Source organism: Rhodococcus sp. 1168 (genome assembly GCF_002091955.1).
Classification (GTDB): domain Bacteria; phylum Actinomycetota; class Actinomycetes; order Mycobacteriales; family Mycobacteriaceae; genus Rhodococcoides.
The window spans coordinates 1-18,310 of record NZ_MKKY01000059.1 but is presented as its reverse complement, the minus strand read 5'-3'; the positions used below and the strand labels follow the sequence as shown (position 1 = coordinate 18,310).

20 protein-coding genes and 2 pseudogenes are annotated in these 18,310 nt (G+C 61.2%); 13 read left to right on the top strand and 9 right to left on the bottom strand.

The genetic code is table 11. The features are described 5' to 3' along the window. Nucleotides 1-35 precede the first annotated feature (35 nt). Both BJI47_RS11215 and BJI47_RS11210 read right to left on the bottom strand, forming a co-directional pair. The gene (locus tag BJI47_RS11215) at nucleotides 36-1,634 is read right to left on the bottom strand and encodes an amidohydrolase (RefSeq protein WP_088943806.1); all 1,599 of its coding nucleotides are present in this window, start codon (nucleotides 1,632-1,634) and stop codon (nucleotides 36-38) included. Next, nucleotides 1,631-2,599 carry a DMT family transporter gene (locus BJI47_RS11210; RefSeq protein ID WP_088943805.1) on the bottom strand — a complete coding sequence of 323 codons (969 nt, stop codon included), beginning with the start codon at nucleotides 2,597-2,599 and terminating at the stop codon, nucleotides 1,631-1,633. The genes BJI47_RS11215 and BJI47_RS11210 overlap by 4 nt, the downstream gene beginning before the upstream one ends. Nucleotides 2,600-2,653: 54 nt before the next feature. On the opposite strand from BJI47_RS11210, the gene BJI47_RS11205 reads away from it, so the two are divergent. Further along, on the top strand, nucleotides 2,654-3,250 hold the full coding sequence (locus BJI47_RS11205; protein WP_088943804.1) for a TetR/AcrR family transcriptional regulator: 597 nt from the start codon (nucleotides 2,654-2,656) through the stop codon (nucleotides 3,248-3,250). A gap of 73 nt (nucleotides 3,251-3,323) precedes the next feature. Here BJI47_RS11205 and BJI47_RS11200 read toward each other — a convergent pair whose 3' ends face one another. Further along, entirely contained in the window at nucleotides 3,324-3,881 is a 558-nt protein-coding gene (locus BJI47_RS11200; RefSeq protein ID WP_088943803.1) for a TetR/AcrR family transcriptional regulator, read from the bottom strand. Between the two features lie 79 nt (nucleotides 3,882-3,960). On the opposite strand from BJI47_RS11200, the gene BJI47_RS11195 reads away from it, so the two are divergent. Together BJI47_RS11195 and BJI47_RS11190 are read left to right on the top strand one after the other, a co-directional pair. Further along, the gene (locus tag BJI47_RS11195) at nucleotides 3,961-4,668 is read left to right on the top strand and encodes an SDR family oxidoreductase (RefSeq protein WP_088943891.1); all 708 of its coding nucleotides are present in this window, start codon (nucleotides 3,961-3,963) and stop codon (nucleotides 4,666-4,668) included. A gap of 368 nt (nucleotides 4,669-5,036) precedes the next feature. After that, the gene (locus BJI47_RS11190; protein WP_088943890.1) at nucleotides 5,037-5,468 is read left to right on the top strand and encodes a VOC family protein; all 432 of its coding nucleotides are present in this window, start codon (nucleotides 5,037-5,039) and stop codon (nucleotides 5,466-5,468) included. 29 nt (nucleotides 5,469-5,497) lie between these two features. Here the strand turns inward: BJI47_RS11190 and BJI47_RS24090 are convergent, their stop codons facing one another. Both BJI47_RS24090 and BJI47_RS11185 read right to left on the bottom strand, forming a co-directional pair. Next, nucleotides 5,498-5,647 carry a hypothetical protein gene (locus BJI47_RS24090; protein WP_176224807.1) on the bottom strand — a complete coding sequence of 50 codons (150 nt, stop codon included), beginning with the start codon at nucleotides 5,645-5,647 and terminating at the stop codon, nucleotides 5,498-5,500. Continuing rightward, nucleotides 5,644-6,024, bottom strand: a complete 381-nt coding sequence (locus BJI47_RS11185) for a hypothetical protein (protein ID WP_139804862.1) — start codon at nucleotides 6,022-6,024, stop codon at nucleotides 5,644-5,646. Before BJI47_RS11185 ends, BJI47_RS24090 begins: the two co-directional genes overlap by 4 nt. Nucleotides 6,025-6,531: 507 nt before the next feature. On the opposite strand from BJI47_RS11185, the gene BJI47_RS11175 reads away from it, so the two are divergent. The 5 genes from BJI47_RS11175 (at nucleotide 6,532) to BJI47_RS11155 (ending at nucleotide 10,107) form a co-directional block, all read left to right on the top strand. Beyond that, nucleotides 6,532-7,188: a bifunctional 2-polyprenyl-6-hydroxyphenol methylase/3-demethylubiquinol 3-O-methyltransferase UbiG gene (locus BJI47_RS11175; protein WP_088943800.1), complete on the top strand. Its 657-nt coding sequence runs from the start codon at nucleotides 6,532-6,534 to the stop codon at nucleotides 7,186-7,188. Nucleotides 7,189-7,292: 104 nt separating this feature from the next. Then, the gene (locus BJI47_RS11170) at nucleotides 7,293-7,517 is read left to right on the top strand and encodes a hypothetical protein (RefSeq protein ID WP_088943799.1); all 225 of its coding nucleotides are present in this window, start codon (nucleotides 7,293-7,295) and stop codon (nucleotides 7,515-7,517) included. 219 nt (nucleotides 7,518-7,736) lie between these two features. Then, nucleotides 7,737-8,015, top strand: a complete 279-nt coding sequence (locus BJI47_RS11165; protein WP_084345262.1) for a type II toxin-antitoxin system RelE/ParE family toxin — start codon at nucleotides 7,737-7,739, stop codon at nucleotides 8,013-8,015. Nucleotides 8,016-8,035: 20 nt separating this feature from the next. Further along, nucleotides 8,036-8,341 (top strand): HigA family addiction module antitoxin, encoded by a 306-nt coding sequence (locus tag BJI47_RS11160; RefSeq protein ID WP_217808534.1) that lies wholly within the window; start codon nucleotides 8,036-8,038, stop codon nucleotides 8,339-8,341. Between the two features lie 941 nt (nucleotides 8,342-9,282). Further along, a complete protein-coding gene (locus BJI47_RS11155) occupies nucleotides 9,283-10,107 on the top strand; it encodes a potassium channel family protein (RefSeq protein WP_088943798.1) in 825 nt (274 codons plus the stop codon). Here BJI47_RS11155 and BJI47_RS11150 read toward each other — a convergent pair. Further along, nucleotides 10,002-12,017, bottom strand: a complete 2,016-nt coding sequence (locus BJI47_RS11150; RefSeq protein ID WP_088943797.1) for a TerD family protein — start codon at nucleotides 12,015-12,017, stop codon at nucleotides 10,002-10,004. The genes BJI47_RS11155 and BJI47_RS11150 overlap by 106 nt on opposite strands. A 436-nt stretch (nucleotides 12,018-12,453) precedes the next feature. Here BJI47_RS11150 and BJI47_RS24080 point away from each other — a divergent pair, with 436 nt between their 5' ends. The 3 genes from BJI47_RS24080 (at nucleotide 12,454) to BJI47_RS11135 (ending at nucleotide 14,196) form a co-directional block, all read left to right on the top strand. Then, nucleotides 12,454-12,606: a hypothetical protein gene (locus tag BJI47_RS24080; RefSeq protein ID WP_176224805.1), complete on the top strand. Its 153-nt coding sequence runs from the start codon at nucleotides 12,454-12,456 to the stop codon at nucleotides 12,604-12,606. Between the two features lie 170 nt (nucleotides 12,607-12,776). Next, nucleotides 12,777-13,703, top strand: coding sequence for a hypothetical protein (locus BJI47_RS23765; protein WP_125458719.1), 927 nt, complete (start codon nucleotides 12,777-12,779; stop codon nucleotides 13,701-13,703). Between the two features lie 67 nt (nucleotides 13,704-13,770). Next, nucleotides 13,771-14,196 (top strand): hypothetical protein, encoded by a 426-nt coding sequence (locus tag BJI47_RS11135; protein ID WP_088943794.1) that lies wholly within the window; start codon nucleotides 13,771-13,773, stop codon nucleotides 14,194-14,196. Between the two features lie 817 nt (nucleotides 14,197-15,013). Here BJI47_RS11135 and BJI47_RS23760 read toward each other — a convergent pair. Beyond that, nucleotides 15,014-15,181: pseudogene (locus tag BJI47_RS23760) on the bottom strand (IS3 family transposase); the annotation flags it as partial. A gap of 82 nt (nucleotides 15,182-15,263) precedes the next feature. Between BJI47_RS23760 and BJI47_RS11120 the strand changes: the two are divergent. After that, nucleotides 15,264-15,968, top strand: a complete 705-nt coding sequence (locus BJI47_RS11120; RefSeq protein ID WP_125458718.1) for a hypothetical protein — start codon at nucleotides 15,264-15,266, stop codon at nucleotides 15,966-15,968. A 12-nt stretch (nucleotides 15,969-15,980) separates the two neighbouring features. Further along, nucleotides 15,981-16,376 (top strand): hypothetical protein, encoded by a 396-nt coding sequence (locus tag BJI47_RS11115; protein WP_088943790.1) that lies wholly within the window; start codon nucleotides 15,981-15,983, stop codon nucleotides 16,374-16,376. A 332-nt stretch (nucleotides 16,377-16,708) separates the two neighbouring features. Here the strand turns inward: BJI47_RS11115 and BJI47_RS24980 are convergent, their stop codons facing one another. Next, nucleotides 16,709-16,891 carry a nitroreductase family protein gene (locus tag BJI47_RS24980; RefSeq protein ID WP_125458717.1) on the bottom strand — a complete coding sequence of 61 codons (183 nt, stop codon included), beginning with the start codon at nucleotides 16,889-16,891 and terminating at the stop codon, nucleotides 16,709-16,711. Next, a pseudogene (locus tag BJI47_RS11110) lies at nucleotides 16,881-18,205 on the bottom strand (ISL3 family transposase). The gene BJI47_RS24980 and the pseudogene BJI47_RS11110 overlap by 11 nt, the downstream one beginning before the upstream one ends. Nucleotides 18,206-18,310: the final 105 nt, after the last annotated feature.

Sequence of the window (18,310 nt, the reverse complement as noted above, 5' to 3'; positions counted from 1 at the left end):
GCATTCGATCGACACAGGATCACTGTGCAATGGGCCTACACATCCTCGAAGACCGTCTCACCGCCGACAACGGTACGAAGAACCTTCAGTGCCGACAGATCCACTGGACCTTCCTCCATCGGGTTACCGTCGAGCACGACAAAATCTGCCAACAGACCAACGGCTATCCGTCCCTTGTCAGCGGCTTCTCCGGTAATTTGTGCAGCAGCACTTGTGTAACCGGATAGTGCAACGTCGGCGCTCACCCGTTGCTCGGCGCCTAGAACGTGCCCCTCACGGGTCACCCGATGCACGGCGGTATTCATGGTGAAGAGCGGATTGACAGGGGTCACCGGGCAATCACAATGCAAAGCAAAAGGAAGGCCGGCAGCAACTACCGACGCAACCGGGCTGATCCGCTCACCGCGCCGCTGTCCCAGGAACCGATCGCGGTGTCGATCACCCCAGTAGTAAACATGATTGACGAAAATAGAAGCGACAACGCCTAGCTCGACCATTCGTTCTATCTGATCGTCGCGCAAAGTCTGCACGTGTTCGAGGCGATGCATGATGCCGGTTGCAGGGTGCGCAGCCTGAGCCGCCGCAATAGCGTCGAGCGCAAAATCGATGGCCTGATCGCCGTTGGTGTGAATTGCAAGCTGACGCCCTGCGGCATGATGTTCGTTCACCAGTGCGTCGAGCGAGCCCGACGGAATTGCCATTCCGCCGCAATGGCATCCACCCAAATCGTGGTAGGGCTCGGTCAATGCTGCGGTATGCAGCTGAATCGAACCATCCGAAATCAGCTTGACCCCTCCCACATTCACCAAGGCGGTCGGTTCGGGAATATCGCCCAGCTGATCGTGGACACCGTGCCCGAGGTACAGGCGCGCCCGCAGTCGCAGTTCGCCGGTCTCTTCGAGTTCACGGTAGGTGCTGTACATCTCTTTCGTCACGAACATGTCGTGGAAGCTAGTCACACCTACCGAGGCCATCACTTCCTGAGCGCGCAAGAGAGCGAGACTCGAAGCTTTGGGGTCGACGGCGGGAGTCAGCTTGTACACCAGGGACATTGCCGGCACTTCACACAACTCGCCGGTCGGAACACCGTCAGCCCCACGAACGATGACTCCGCCCTCCGGATCGACCGTCGTAGCATCGATACCGCACATCTGCAGAGCCACAGAGTTGACATAGACGCCGTGGCCGGACAAATGACGCACCATGATCGGATGCTGCACCGATGCCCGGTCGAGATCAGCCGTCGTCAATCCCCGATCTTCGGCCACCAGGCTGTCGTCGAATCCCCAGGCCTGGACAAGCTCGCCGGCCGGTGTTGTCGCCGCCCGCTCACTCAGCGCGGCGATGACCTCCTCGATCGTGGGGCATGCACCGGTCGTCGCATTGACGTTACTGAGCCACATGCCCCACATGATCGGGTGCAGATGCGTCTCGATGAATCCCGGAACAACCACTGCCCCAGCCAAATCCACTACCTGAATGCCGGGACCCGCCAACGCTGTGATCTCGGCGTCGGATCCGACCGCGACAAACCTGCCGCCCTTGATGATCAATGCCGTCGGCGCGGCGACAGAAGCACCGTCCATTGTCTTGATGTCACCATTGATGTAGATACGGTCGGCCGCGACGGTCATGCTTTGATCTCCATTCGTCTGCCGACAACACGCGTCGGTAATTTCGCTACAGGCTGGCGCGTCGCGACAACCACTCCGGCAAGAATCAGCACCGCGCCCAGAATTTGTACGATGCTGGGGATTTGACATAGCAGGACGGCACCGAACAGCAGCGCCGACGCTGATTGCAGCACGAGGCTGGCTGCGATATTTCCCGCCGGCAACCGTTGGCTGGCACTCGCTACCAAAAGCCAGCCCACTACCTGAGATACCAAGGCCAACAGAATGAGCCAACCTTGCGCCGCCAAAGGTGGTGCAAGATCAAGTGTTCCGGTGACCACGCCGAACAATCCGGCCGTCACACCGGTGGCCGCAGTGGAGACCAGCATCGGCAGCCCGGTCCTACCGGCAGCACGCGTCGCCAAGCCCATCATGAAGATGTACACGGCATAGGCTCCTGCTGCAATGATCGCGAAGGAAGCACCTACCGTCGGATTGGCCCCCGTCAGCGATGTACTCATTCCCGCAACAAGCGCGACGCCGACAAAGAGCAGCGGCATACTCGTCAGTAGTGCCCGAGTGATGCGCTGACGCAGGACCACGTACCCGAGGACAGCCACGAACACGACCTGCAGGTTCAGCAGAACCGTCGACAGTCCGGCGCCGATCGAGTGGATCGCCTCATGCCAAAGAAGCAGGTCGATACCCAGGAACACTCCCGCGACGACGGCTTTGGTTACCCACCGACCGGGAGTCTGGTGAGCTTGCGGGCGACGTCGTTGCACGAGTACGACGATCACGAGCGGGATCAAGGCGTAGAGACACCGAAAGAACGCGCCGGTCGCGGGCGAGACGCCGGACAAGTCGTACAGGATCGACGTCATCCCCAGGATGCAAGCGCCCGTGACCACCACCTGCAGATCTCGACGACGTCGAGCATCGCGAGTTGCATCGCGAACGACACCTAGGGATGGAGCATCACTCATGGTGATAAGTTATCACTTTCGTATCGCCGCGTCCCCACAAGGGAAGATGTTCACATGAGAATCCCGGTCACCCGCGAACGCATCATCACCGCCGCCGCCGAACTCGTGGACAGCCACGGGCCCGATGCCCTGATCCTCAGTCGACTCGCCGATACCCTCGACGTGCGACAGTCAGCTCTGTACAAGCATGTAGACGGTGTCGACGACGTCCAGCATCAGCTCAGCCTGCTCGCGCGACAGTTGCTGGCAGAGGACCTCCGCGCAGCCGCCGTCGGGCTCGCCAAGGACGACGCCGTCATCGCACTCGCCGACGCGTGGCGTAGCTTCGTCCGCTCGCACCCCGGCCTATACGCCATTACCGACCGCTACCCCACCGCCCCGCACGCCGATCTCGTGGCCGCCGTCGGCGAGGTTGTCGACGTCATCGATCGCGTCATCGCCGGTTATGGATTGAGCGCGGATGATTCCGAACAAGCAGCTTGGTCGCTGCGCAGCGCTTTACACGGGTTCTGTGTCCTCGAAGCGCAAGAAGGCTATCCAGCCGGCGCAAACCCCGACCGCGTGTACCGACGCCTGGTAGAACTGTTGTGCGCTGGCGTCATCGGCATTCTTGCACCGGCCCAGGGTGACAACGACGGTACGGTCGACTGACTCGATTTTGCCTGAAAGTCGTTGCCACCGAACGCATTCAGCACCCGGCGACGACAGCCCGTTCCGCATACGACTAAGCACGAAACGATAGCGCCGTCAGACCCATCTCTGCGATCGACATCAGTTCCCCGGAGTTCGCACCGTCGCGTGCACGGGACGACATTCCACTGTGCACAGCCATCACAAAGCTCGCGAGCTGTTCCGGGTCGGAACCGCGTGGCACATCTCCCTCTGCGATGCCGCGGGTAACGCGATCCACGAGGCGCTGACGCAGGATTTCACGCTGGCCGGCCAGTCGCGGCTCCGTCGCGATGAAGCAGCCGGGGGGCGTTCCCTCGTCCGTATGAGCAAAGGCGCTCAGGTGGAGCATCTCGGCAACACTCTCCTGAAATGTCGGTAGTGACAGCGCTTTCTCGAATTGGGCACTCACGCTGGTGAAGTAGCAGGCTGCTGCGGCCTGAAAGAGTTGATCCTTGTCACCGAACGCCGCATAGAGACTGGGTGGGGTGATTCCCATCGCCTCGGTCAGCTTGGCAACGGTCGTGGATTCGAAGCCGTCGCGCCAAAACTGTTCCATAGCGACGACGATCGCTGTCTCGCGGTCGAATGTTCTCGGTCTGCCGGCCATCATTTCCCCATTCTATAGCAGTCACTACGTAATGTGCTACGTTCGAAACGCATTCCATAGCGATCACTACAGAAAGACTCACATGCAGATCAAGAACTCGACCGTTCTCGTGACCGGCGCCAACCGCGGCATCGGCGCCGAATTTGTCCGGCAACTGAAGGAGCGTGGTGCAGCAAAGATCTATGCCACCGCCCGCAACGCGGATTCGATCAGCACCGACGGCGTGGTGGCAGTCACCCTCGATATCACCGACGACGGTCAGATCGAGGCCGTCGCCGCCCGAGCAACCGATGTCCAGTTGCTGATCAACAACGCCGGTATCTCATCCGGTGCCGATCTCGTGAGCGGAGACCTCGATACGATCCGCCACGATCTCGAGACGAACTTCTTCGGGCCGCTGAAGCTGACCCGCGCATTCGCGTCGATCCTCGCAACCAACGGAGGCGGCGCGATCCTGAACGTCTTGTCGGCAGCGGCCTGGTTCACCGCCCCGGGAGCAACGTCCTACGCCTTGTCGAAAGCCGCTGCCTGGAGCTTGACCGACGCAACTCGGGTCGAATTGGCAGCCCAAGGGACACAGGTCACCGGCCTACACATGGCGATGGTCGACACCGACATGACAGCGGGCATCGACGTACCGAAAGCCTCACCCGCTGCAGTCGTGACGGCCGCTCTCGACGGTATCGAGTCAGGCGCCACCGAAGTACTCGCCGATGTGGTGACCGTCCAGCTCAAAGCGGGCCTGCACCTCGACCCGACCGAACGCTACGGGACCATGATCCGCGCGTAACCGAAGACGAAGGCTCACCGCTCATTCGAGGCCCGCAATGCGCATCGGCAAGCTGCACAGATGCGTAGACATTCGCTCCTCAGTACCTTTCGAAGTACATGCTTCGAAAGGTACTGTGGGCTTTTGTCTTTCAGAACGATCAAATCGGTCTTGCGCTTCGTCCTCCCGACCGAGGTTGGCTACTTACAGTTTTCGGTGAAACGATGATCTGCATCGCCACCCTCCTACCGTGAAATCACCATTCTCCCCGCCGTGCAATCTCAATTCCGAGTCGCATTTCCTTGTGACCGAAGAGTTTCGATCCGACTACTCGTCTACACGCTGTATCCCGACGAACCGGGTGCCGCAACCAAGGAAGTGTGACCGCCATGCCCGCAAAGATCTCCGTGAGTTTCCCGACCGCCGACCTCGAACGAAGCAAGACTTTCTACACCGCTATCGGCGCGACCATCGATCCGCTCCTCACCGACAGTAAAGTCGCCTGCCTGGTGTGGGACCACGATCTACAGTTCATGCTCCTGAACCGTGAGTTTTTCGCCGAGTTCACCGACAAGCCTGTCGCCGACCCGGCCAAGAGCGCGCAGGTGCAGATTGCGCTGGCGCTCGACTCGAGGGACGCCGTTGACACTGTCGTCCAGGCGGGTCTGCGCGCCGGAGGTTCCGAACCTCGGCCTGCCCAGGATCACGGTTTCATGTACGACCGCGACCTTGAAGATCCCGACGGCAACAACCTGGCCTTCGTAAGCGTGGCACTCCCGGCGGTCGAGCAGGACCTGAGCGACACAGTCACCGCAACATAGCCGGTATCCCGACTCGAACCGGGACCGACTTATCCCACCAGTTCGGGGGACGCCTCGCGGAGTGCCGCGTAGAGAACCGGAGCTTGCAAACCATAGGCATGCGAAGCGTGGACGATTGTCTCGATCGCAGCCCTGTGCGGATCCGGATCCTGCGCGCTGAACAACGTAGGAATGGTCATGAACCGGGGCTCGCCTCTGCCATCGAACGGAGTCTTCGGCCGAGCACTGACGACTGTCGCGCTCGAAGACGTCGTGGCGCGAACGCGTCGTTGATCGGCCCGATGTCTGCGAATGGTGCCGGAGGAGTTCGGTTCTCGGCTAGTACGTCGAGCGCCGGCCGCACCCACGGCAGGTCTGCCAGTCCGGCGTGTTCGCATGCTGCGTTCGCGCAGTACACCGCGATGCGGCGCGCGGTCACGGCGTCGGTAGCGAGGAGTCCGACTACGAGGTCGCGGTCGAACTCGGCGAGCGTCTGGCCGCCATTGAAACCCGCGACCTGCTCGATCGGCTCCGACCGAGCCAGACGTCGCTGTTCGAGGTCCACTCGCTCCACCATCTCCGTGCTCCCGTCCTCATGAAAGACGGTGATCCAACTCGGCTCCTCACGCAATCGACTGGACTCATCGTGGTCGAGTCGATCTGCAGCACACCCTTGGGTTTCACTTCGAGGCGATGCTCGCATACCTGCTGCCACTCATCGGCGTCGCTTGAAGGACGTGCATCGAACACTTCGACCACAATAGGCATCTCGAAGTTGTTCTGATGAGGGTTCAGCACCACCATCGTGAGACCGTCACCCGAAGTCGGTTGTGCTGCAAGAGTATATCGAGGAGCGGGAGCTCGTTCACTTCGTCGCCCAGGCCTCCACGCAGGCAGAACTGGCCGTGGTCCATCATCGACATCACATGCTGCGATGTCGTCGGCTGCGAAAATAGTTCGGTCATGACTGCGCAGTGCCACGGCGTGGCACTCCCCCGCATCCTGAAAGCCGGGTGCACCTGAGTTGGGACTCATTCCCGGCATAATGATCGAACGCGTCCCGACGAGAGGTGCCAAACCCTTCATGAACAGTGCAGACGACCAGCGACTTGCCACAGAGTCGATCAACCAAGGCGACCCGACGGGCTGGTTCGACAAGCTCTACCGCGAAGCGGCCGACGGTAACGCCGTCGTTCCATGGCATCGCGTGGAACCCAATCCGCTGATCGTGGAGTGGGCGCAGAGCCGTGCGGGAGACAGACGCGCTGCCCTCGTGGGCGGATGTGGTTACGGGACGGATGCCGAGTTCATTGCGTCCCTCGGTTACGAGACAACAGCATTCGATGTCTCCCCGACCGCCATCGACGCTGCGCGAAGGCGTTTCCCCCAGTCTGCGGTGAACTACGAGGTTGCCGATGTTCTTGCGATGCCGACGCAGTGGCGTGGCACGTTCGACGTGGTGATCGAATCGATCACGGTTCAGTCGATGCCACTGTGGGTGCGATCCGATGCCATCGCCGCGATCGCCTCGACCGTGTCGGCGGGCGGGACATTGCTGGTCGTATCCGGAATCCGCGAGGAAGGTGTCGATGTCGACGGACCTCCGTGGCCGTTGACCAGGACGGAGATCGAATCCTTCTCCTCCCACGGTCTTACTACTTCTGAGATCGAACTGGTGACGGCCGAGAACCGTTGGCGAGCAACTTTCGTCAACCTTCAGGGCAATACGACGGGCAACTAAGTCATGCGCTCACCAATGATTATCGGAACCCTCGTTCTGGCAGCGTCGGTGAGCGGATGCGGCAACGCCATCGACACGGACATCGTCGGTAGGACCGCATCGAAGTGCCGCTGACTGCACCCGCCGACCCGTGGGCTGCGGATAGTGCAGTCCGACTTTCGGAGGATCCCGATTCACTGTTCATCGTCATCGCATCTCTGAAAGACGAGAACGCCCAAGCGGCCCAGGTATCGGCAACACAGAGCGAGGTGGACTCTCTGCCGCCAGGGCATGTCCTCACCGCGTCATCGCAGGTGGTCTCCGAAGCCGAATTCCATGACGCGTGCTGAACTAAGTCTCCCTCCGCACTGTTCGACGGCTCTACACGAGGGACCTGTGCCTATCGATGGACGACCTGGGGACTGTTTTTGTACAGCCTATGGCGGACTCGACAAAAGTCACTAGGAGCAAACAGTGACAATGAGAGGCAGTCAATCCCAATTCCATCAGCGCGAACCGTCGAGCATAACGCCTTGCGTTAATAACGTCATTCGTTATACCCTGGATGGGTGCTGCAGTCCTTCGCCAACAAAACCGCCGAACATGTCTGGAACCGCACCCGCACAAAACTCGCTCCCGAACTCCAACGCGCAGCACTGCGCAAACTGCTGATTCTCGACGCCGCGGACGACGTGAACGACCTCCGAGTCCCACCCGGCAACAGACTCGAAAAACTCAGCGGTGACCGCACCGGTCAACACAGCATCCGCATCAACCAGCAATGGCGCATCTGCTTCATTTGGACACCCGCGGGACCCATCAACGTAGAAATCGTCGACTACCACTAGAACGACAAGGAGCAACCACCATGCCAGACACCGACACCATCATGGAGCCCATCCATCCCGGCGAGATCCTCCTCGAGGACTACCTCAACCCACTCGGCATCACCCAACACAAACTTGCCGTTGCCATCGCCGTACCCCCGAGACGAATCAACGAAATAGTCCACGGAACCAGACGCATATCCCCCGACACCGCACTACGCCTCGCCCGCTACTTCAGCACCACCGAACGCTTCTGGCTCAACCTCCAAAACCGGTACGACATCGAGACCCAACGTACCCAACTGACCCACACACTCGAACAGATCATTCCGCTCAAAACTGCGTGATCTTCTGCCTCCGACTCGGTCTTCATCGGGAACTGCGGTCGGATCTGTCTCCGGGACAACGAGTTTCAGCGTGCTGAGATAAGGCGACCTCACCGACCTCATCAAGCAGTCGGCTGACCGCCGACACCGACAGAAATCGGGACTGTATCGAGGACCGCTTCGAGAGATGAACAAGGCGTACTCCGAGCGTGCGCCTTGCAGATGTTACGACCGGATGCTCACATACTCGACACCACAACCGATCCCGGCTACATCATCCCCTGCTGACCGCGCCGCTTTTTCCTCCAGTGGCGAGAGTCTCGTATAACGCTCCGACGCCGCGTATCCATCGCCTCACACACAGCAGCGCGAGCGGCGACCGCGTCGAACAAAGGTTCCGCCGGCACTTGAACTCGTTAGCAGTCGACCACGGGTGAGGAATTTCGATGAACATGTCTTTCGTAAATGCTGTCGAACTTGGGACCCATTTCTGATCGCGGCAAGCTACTGACCCTGGCTCATGAAAGCCATGACTGTTGTTGCGGAGGTCGCATCGACCTTGCCAAGACCCGACTGCAGAATCGCTTCTACCTTCCCTGGGCAAAATCTACGCATCTACGGCGGCGTAACAGATCAATTCCGAGTCGCCCAAAGCGCAAGGGGGGGTCGTCGAATATGGCTACCAGCTCGCGGAGCTGGGTGGCGTTGAGATGGTTCTGTTCGACCTCGGTTTGTATTTGAATCCACGAGAACCCCGGCCGAGCAATGACAACGGCGCTGCTCAGTTGCGTCGGACGTTTTGTAAGGAACGACGCGGGGTGGTGTGGAACCAAGCCGAGCAATGCTCGAAGAAGTTGCTCGCCATCGCTTCCCGACGATCGGCCTAGTCTCTGAGCTCAAAGTACTGCACGCCCCCAGACGTCCAGCCAAGCATCCCGCTTCGCGCGGTACAGTTCCCCCTCATGAACTATGAGCGGTGGGAGCGGTCGACGGAATGGCCGCTTGCTGGAGCAGCTTTGACGTTTCTCGCGATTTACGCGTGGACAGTGCTGACTCAACCAAGTGGACTGAGTGACAGAATTGCCGAAAACGCCGTCCTCGCGATCTGGGTAATATTCGGCATCGACTACCTTGTTCGACTGACTCTCGCCGAACAACGAAAACGCTGGTTCGCTCTGCATCTTCACGAATTGGCCATCGTTGTCCTGCCCATATTGCGCCCGCTCCGACTCCTACGCCTGCTGACCTTGGTCAGTTTCTTGCAACGGTCAATCGGCGGCGCCCTGCGCGGACGAGTCGTCACGTACGCGATCGCAGGAACATTACTTTTGATCTTTGTCGCATCCCTGGCGATGTACGATGCCGAACGCACAATCCCGGAATCCACCATCAAAACATTCCCCGACGCACTGTGGTGGGCAGCCGCAACGGTGACCACAGTCGGCTACGGCGACTACGCCCCCACCACAGTCACCGGCCGATGCATCGCAGTGGGTCTGATGATCGCCGGCATCGCCCTGCTCGGCGTGGTCACCGCCACTTTGGCATCATGGCTGGTGCAGAAGGTCGCCGAACAAGACGACCAGAACCAAGCAGCAACGCATGCCCAGATCGCCGAACTCACTCGGGAGATCGTTGCTCTGCGAGCAGCCCTCAGTGCACCTTCAACTACGAACAATGCTCACGAACGCTTAGCCCTCGTGTCCGCTACGGCGACCGACTCGCGATCACCGGCTTCCGGGGCGGACGGCACCCACGGCTTGAGTGGTTGCAGCACTGTGCGATAGAACTCGTCGACGCCATCGGTGATGCTCCCGATGAACCCCGCCGCCGAACCGGACCGCTTGCTTCCCATTTTCGTCGGCGCCGTCAACGTGAACCGCGCGAGCACACTGGCCCGGCCCGCCGTCAACGACTTCGCATCCCCGCGGACTGTCGCCAGACTCTCACACGAAATCTCCGCCGCATCCGAGAACACCGCTTCCACCAAAGTCTCCGCAGGCGCATCCTTGAGCTGTTTTATCAGCCAAGACGTTCGCTTGAGCGCAGTCCCATCATCGGGTGCGTCGATCGCGGTGCTGCACTGAATCTTGTTGGTCCGCAAATCCGCCTCGACCGTCAAATCACCAGCAGCATCGGGAATGCGCAGCGTCGCCGCCAACGTTCCAGTCGACGCAAGCCGCTCGACTAGGTACTCATTTCTGGCCTGAGGATCGCCGCTCAACTTACGCGGCAAATAATATTTCACGCTCGCACCCAACTCCGCAGTCATGCGCAACGCCAGATGCCGCGACAACGACGCCCAGGTATTGGCCACCGCCAATCCTTTTGCATCACTAAGCCGTAACGTCCCGGCAGCCACCGAATCACGTACCGCCACCCAATGGCGACCCATATCCACGAACTCTGTCGCCCCCGACTTCGGATGCGTCAGGTACCGCACGAACTCGTCGAGAATCCACACCTGCAATGGATCCGTCAGACCGCCATGAGAGAGCAACATTCGAGCTTCGTGAATGATCTCGGACCACGAAATATGACGCAGTGCGACTTTCGTGAGCTTGGACTTGCTCACCTCCACCGGCAACTCCCCCGCAGACGCCGGAATATCGTTGGACAAACTGAGCACCACCTCGTATTTGTGTCGGCGCGCCACATCGAGATAATTCTCCAACTGTTCTTTCTGCAACCGGCCACTACCGGTCTTCACCTCCAGCAACGCCGTCCACACGTGCCCAGCACGCGAGACCCGAAACACTCCGTCGGGGATGACCTTGCCTTCGCCTTTTACGAACGGAACCTCCAGATAGCCTTCGAACGGCCCCGCCGGTGCCCCCGCTCGCGAGCAGATCGCGCGTGCAAAGGGCCGGACAGCCTGCATCGTCGCAATCAGCGCCGACGTCGCACGCTTCTCCTGCTCCTCTCCCGACCCCACACCGGAAATCGAGAACAACCGAGCGCTCTGCCATGTCTCCGCGCCCGCAAGAGTGAACTGTGGCATCGCCGCCTTCTTCGCGGTCGGCTTCTTCGTGCGGACCCCGCGTTTGGGCGCATAGACAGTGTTCAACGCGACCTCGACAATTTCGCCGTCAGCTGCGACGGTGCGGGTGGTTGCCTCGATGACCTCGGCGACGACGATGTCCTCGGTAGCCTCTGAGGCTTCGCTATCGTCGACATCGACTCCGAAGTCAGCGGCCAACCCTGCCAAACCTGATTGCCAGCCCTGCCCCACAGCACGAAGCTTCCAGGAACCGTCTCGTCGATAGATTTCGCCGAAGACCAACGCTCGCTCGGTATCCGCGTCTGCGGTGATGAACTCCCCGAGAACCGAACCCGACTGATCACGCACCTGCAACGCGAGCTTCCCGAACTCCCCCAACGCCAGATCACTCGAACTGCCAGCGATCACAATCTTCACGACGTCAACCGGCACCGAGGCCAGCTGAATTGAGATCCGCTCCTGTTTACCCTCATCGGTACTACTGCTACCCAAATAGCGAACCGCCGCTTCCGCGGACTCGGACTGATTGTAGAACACAAAGTCGGCATCCGAGCGGACCTTGTCGTCCACGCCAACCAGCAACGCGGAGGCATCGAGGTCGCGATCCGAATCGACCCACGAGACAACGATATCGAGCACGCTCGTCACCTCTGGTAGCGACACGTTCTGACCTTTTGCCAACATCGGTGAACTCACAAACGCACTCCAATCACAACCGCGGACTCTCAATGAAACAGACTATCCGGACCGTTGGCAGCGCACAGAAACCAGTGCTCAGTTCATCCAAACGAATGACCGGCCGTGTGCGGAATCCAGCGCCACCAGCCATTCTGTTCCTGTGCATTGACCAAAGCCGACTCTGCGCTTGCCCGACGAGGACGCCCACGCGATCGAAAAACGGATCCTCGCAGCCGAAATCGCGGGCTTCTCCCTCGCCCTCTGGTGAGCAAGTAGTTGCCGCCAACTAGAAGACGCAAGTACGCCGGCCAGCACCCCTGCAAGCGATTGCGGGTCATGACGTTGGTGTCAGTCGTTGTCGGTTGAACTCCAAGTAGTCGAATCCCAATGATGTGGGGATAGCTGGTCCCACCATCTGGGCGTTACCTCACCGCCACCGGCACCGCGGTGGCCTGTGCACCTGCCCGGCGCCGAGAGCGCAAGCGTCCTTGCCGGTTGGACACCCGACGCCACCCACTGGCTCAACCCCCGAACTGCCCGCATCAGTGACACATCGATCGAGTACCTACGAAACGACGACGGCGAATGGGCAGCCGCTGACTCATGACGCGACCGAGAGAAACACCGCCCGGGCCCACCGGTGACTGCCGCGGCGTTCTCGTGTGCTCCGACACTTTGACGCGAGTGGCTACGATCGCGCGACGCCCTGTAGTCGATCTCATGCCCTGCTCATGCAGCCTCCTGCGAATTTCAGCTGGACAGTGACTGTCAGCGACGGTGTGTCGTTCCACGCAGCGCGCGGTCGAAGTCGTTGTCATCCGAGCGCAGCTCGAATCGACGACGAAGAAGCCTATTCGGCAGTACACGGGCCCCGACTCTCCCCGCCGATGGCAGTGGAACGGCCTTCTCCGCGGTGACGGGTGGACTGCTACCTGGCGCGGCTTCCGGCCCCGCACCGGTGACATCGAGTTGACCGGCCGCTTCCTGGGTGTTTACGCGGGTGATCCCGGTGGCCGCTTCCGCGGCCGAGTGACCCGTGTGCAGATGATCGGCCACCGCTTCCGCCGCGGGCCCGATGGAACAATCGCCCCCAAACCCGGCTCCCGCAGAACACGCGACGTCGAGGCGGCGCCTCGCTTCTTCGATCACCGCATGCTCGAGGACGACGCGGAGTACGTCGACGGAGAGACTTCGGTGGTTGTCGACCTCGATCTCGACGATGTCCCGCCCATCCCCGCTCGCCCCAGCATCGAGCCGAGTGACATCTCGGTCGCCGGCGATCTGCTGTGGTCTATCGACGACTCCCTCCCGCTGGCGGTCAGCGTCGACGCCCACCAGCGGGTGACCGAATACCTGTTGCCGGGCGCGATCGGCGACAGACGCTACGTCCGGGCGACGCCGTCAGGGTGCTGGGTCACGGGAGCTGACGGCACCTATTGGCTGTCGCCCGGCAACAAACCTGTTCAGGTCGACGAACGCCCCACCTACACCGCCACGGTCAACGACGAAACCCTGCTGACCTTCGCCGGCGACGCGACCTGGCGGCTGTACCGCCCCGGTTCCGACCCGATCGATGTCCCAGCCGTCGACGGCTACGTGAACTCTGTCGCTGTAGTCGACGACTACTTCGTGGCCGTCGTGGGAGCGCGCGGACAGCGCAAGCAGCTCGTGCGGGGTAATGCTCGACGGTCAGTCGACCTCTAGACCGATCCCCGAGCCCATAGATCGCCGCCGTCGCAGTGAGCCCTTCTTCGCTGGAAACCCTCTGCGCTTGGTTCAGGGTCCCGACATCGGTGTTGTCCAAGCAGACCTCAGCCTGCGGCCCGACGGCACGATATGGCCAACAGGCCGTCACTTCTTTGGAGGCCAGGTCGGCGATTATGCATGGACGATCGCCCATCCACCGGACGGCACCGGTCCGGCTGGCTGGTGGCCGCTACCAGGACCGGTGACCTACGACCGCACCGAACAATTCTGGCTTCTCACCATCTACAGCGGACGCACATTTCTCCCGCTGACCAGTGTGCCGGTGCGCACGACGCGGCCCTCGATCACGATCGATTCGCGAGGTCGAATCGCTGTCACCGCCCGGGGAGGCAGCAAGACCTTTCAAGCCGACTGGCCCGTCATGCAGTGGCCGACGGAATTGGACGTCGCAGGCCTGCTCGACCGAGCCGCAGACGACCGCGCAGACTGAGCAAGGAACCGACAATCGCTCTCTCAGCCGAGCACGCGAGGAGACACCTGACCATCGATAGGTTCCCAAGCGCGATACCTCGAGACCCGCAGAGACGGCCTGACATTCATGGACATCGACTCATTGAGAGAACCCAGCCCGTCCGCCCGCGACTTCGTAAATCCGATGCTGCTCGACCATTGGTTGGATCCACTCGGACAAGGCGACGGGAGACGGACGCATCTGAAGACCCGACGGCTGTGCGCTCGGCGGCCCGCCGCTACTGACCTCACCGCGCTCTCCGCGTCCACGCGTGCGTTGTTACAGCAGGTAGACGCGTCTGCCGCGATCGTGAATCGTCAGGGGTGTGCATGAGACGCCATGCTCTGCCGCTTCTCCTTCAATATCGGCCGTGTGAAGGTCGGGGCAAGGCGGCGGTTACTGCAATCTTTGCTGCCTTTGCGATTGCCACCGAGGGCGGATACGGGGAGTTGGATGATTTCGCAATCCACTTTGCAATCGCACGTGTAGGCTCCGTCATCGCAATACCGACTCCCCTTACCATCACGGGTGATGGCGTTCACGTTGTCGGAGTGGACATCCCACCGGGCCGGTACACGGTTTCGTTTCCCACGGTTTCGTTTCCCACGGTGTCGATTCTGGCGGCGTGCAGTCGAAGTGTGACTGGGTCCGGGTCTCGGGACCGAGAGCATTGCCCCGAACCGAATAGCGAACGGAAGCTACGAAACGCCTTGGCACATAATTGCAGTCATGGATGACGACGTTGCCCTCGACAACTCTGGATGCGGCACTCTCGTGACTCGTAGGTTTGAGTGATTCAGGCCGCGTTTGCGCTCTGATTGATTGTCTCAACCTCGATTGGCGTGAGTTTGCAGAGGCGTCGTTGGCGACGCCGGCGGTGATAGGTCCGGTCGATCCAGGTCAGGATCGCCAGACGTAGCTGCTCCCGGGTGGACCAACGCTGGCGGTCGAGAACGTTCTGGCGTGTACCTGGTTCACCGGGGACACGCCAGATGCACTTGGGCTGAGGACGACTACCTCTCGACTCCTTCTGAGAGACTGTCGCTGTGGAAGACGAGTGGACGGACAACGATCTTCAGCAGGATGTCTCGGAGAGCCGCTGGGTTGCCGACAACCTGAAATTCGCACCCACCACTACAATCGGGTCCCTCGTTCCCGCCACGTTCGACGCCTATGCCCGAATCTTGTATCCGGTGCGTGTATCCGATCAGAACGGCAACACGAGCCTGGTTCGCTGGTCCGACATCGCACGCCACACCGGGGCAATCGCCCACGCCGAGATGGAACTGCACGCAATCGAAGCGAAGGGCGAACGTGGGTCCCTCCAGTCGAACCCCCCGACCGCCGCCACACCTGTCCTCGATTGGACGAGCCAGCTTACGCGGGTGGTACAGGTTCTCGCCGAACACACCAGCACGCCCGACGATTGCTGGTTCGCCATCTGGGAAGGCAACACCTCACTCGACGACATACGCGCGACGACGCCGACCGCGGTCATCAACGGCGACAACTACTTTCTGCTTCGCGGCCCCGGCGCACGCGCCACGCTCTCCTACCGGGCCTTGTCACCGCACATCTGGTGGCCCGCCGACCATTCATGGTGCATGGTCGCCCACTTCGACTTTCCGTGCGTCTACCTCGGAGGCAGCAGACAGACCGTCGACGCTGTCCGCGCGATCCCCGAAATCGAATCCTGGCCAGCGAGAGTCGGTCAAGTCGTCACCGCTGATAACGACAAACTCAACAGATGAAAGGCCGGAGTCATGACCAAGCGGAAGTGGTATGACAACCCCACCGTCGACCGATGGGGAACTGTTTATCTAGTAGTGGTTTCGGTCGTGCTGGTCGCGCAGATCGTCGGCAACGTCATCGACGAGCCCTCACCGTGGAACATCACATTCGCTGTTCTATATCTCCTGGCGTTTGCCATCATTGCCACGTCTATCGTGCGGCAGCGTCGAAGACGCAATCGCGCCTCCTCGCCCGAGGTGACACGGGTCGAACCCAGCAGTGTTCCCACGCGCGAAGTCTGGAAAGCGAAGACCTCGTCGTCGTCACGAATATCCGCGATCAAAAAGCTGCGCGAAAGCTACCCCGGTCTTGGCCTTCGCGAAGCCGCGAATCTTGTAGACGACACAACCGACCTGCCGAACCTGTAACGGAGTGTTCATGCAGGTTTCTGGCCACTTGACCCCCGGACCAGTTTTGGTATCACGTCGAAGAGACGGATGAGCAAGTACGTCTCGCCGAAGCGACGACCCGACGGTTGGGGATGCGTAGTTCGGTCGCGAACTCCCAATGGAGGGCATTTCGTGCACCATGGTGGTCATCAGGCCGCGGACGGAGCCAAGAATTATCAGCAGCGCCCGTAAATTCCACAGGAAGCCATGAACCCGTTCACGCTGGATAGTCAAAACATCAAACGCCCTGGAGCGTGCACCTCGTTCACGCGAACGGCCCCATCCGAGGTCGGGCAGCGTGTCCCAGGAGGTCACGGTCGCGCTATTCCAAGAGGCATCAACCCCAGCAGTTCATGGTTGTGCGGCAACAGTGCGATATTGCTGATGCCTTGGGGCAGCAGGCGTTCATCCACACCTCCGACAAATGTGACACCTACACCCAGATCAGCGCACGCAAGGTAGACATTTTGGGCTCTTCCGGTTTTAGAGTGCATCGAGTGCGCGGGTGAGGTTGCCGCAGTGCAGTAGTGATCGGATGCGGTAGTGCGTGAGGTTGCGGAATCCGAGAGCGTTGCGCCGCAACGCTTCCAATCTGCCGTTGATCGCTTCGGTCGGCCCGTTCGACGCCCGGTGGGTGAAGTAGGCGAGAATGTCCACCCGCCTTCGGTGCAGGGTCCGCCCGAGTTGGGCGAGCTCCTCGAGACCGTCCGGGACGCCGGTGCGGATGGTGTCGATCAATCGAGTGAGAATCCGGTGCCCCTGCTTCGGGTCGGGGTGGGCGTACGCGGCGATCAACCGTTGATACACCGCCCACGTCACCTCCACCGGAGTGTGGTTCGGGTCGGCGAACGTTGCTGCAAGCCTGCCTTTCTGACGATCCGACAGCAACACCTCCCTCGTTCGCAGGGTGCGCCTCGTCCGATACAGCGGGTCACCGGTCCGGCCCCCGTGCCCGCAGGTGTCCTGCTGCACTCGCTGGCGGCACAAGTCCAGTGTCGTTCCGGCGAGGGCGACGACGTGGAACGGGTCCATCACCGTCACCGCATCGGGGACGCTGCCGGTGGCGGCGCTCTTGTAGCCGCGAACCCGTCCATCGCCACCACCTCGATCCCCGCTCGAAAAGAGTCGGTGCGCTGTGCGAGCCACCCCGTCAGCGCCGCCGCCGAACGCCCCGGTACCAGGTCGAGCAACCGCGCCGGGCCGGTTCCGTCGACGACCGGCGTCAGGTCGACGATGACCGTCACGAACCCACCACCAGCAGCGTGTCGGGTGTGCGCCCACCTGTGTTCGTCGACCCCGATCACCCGCACACCGTCGAAGCGGGTGGTGTCGGCGGCCACCACAGTGGTGGTGGCGTCGACGGCGATCGCGTTGACGGTGTCCCACGACAGGCCGAGTTCGCGGGCCACGGCGGCGACGGTGGTGCGGTCGAGGATCAACCTCCGCAGGACGTACCTCGCGCAGCGGCGGGTGGTGGACCACCCGGCCCTCGCGAGGCGGTCGGTGTTGTGGCAGAACACTTCCCGGCCACAGGATGTGTTCGTGCACCGGTAGCGGGGAACACGTACCCGTAGCTGCAGCGGGTGCCCTACCACCGGAACATCGTTCACTCTGCGTTCGATCCGGTCACGGTACTTCCCGACCATGTCGCAGCCGGGGCAACAGCCGGCCGCGGTGGTGATCAGGTCGCAGAACACGATCGTGGTGTCGCCGTCGATCGCAGCGTCGCGGATGGTGACGCCGAGTTCGACGGTGCGGATGATCGTGTCGGCTACGGCAGAAGCGGAAACAGTCGTATTCTCGGACACAGGGCTCCCCGGTGGGTCGTGACGAGTTGGCGTGAGAACCCTCATCATCGGCCTCCGGGAGCCCGCCTCACCGCAGCGACACGACCCCACCGACCGGGTTTACCG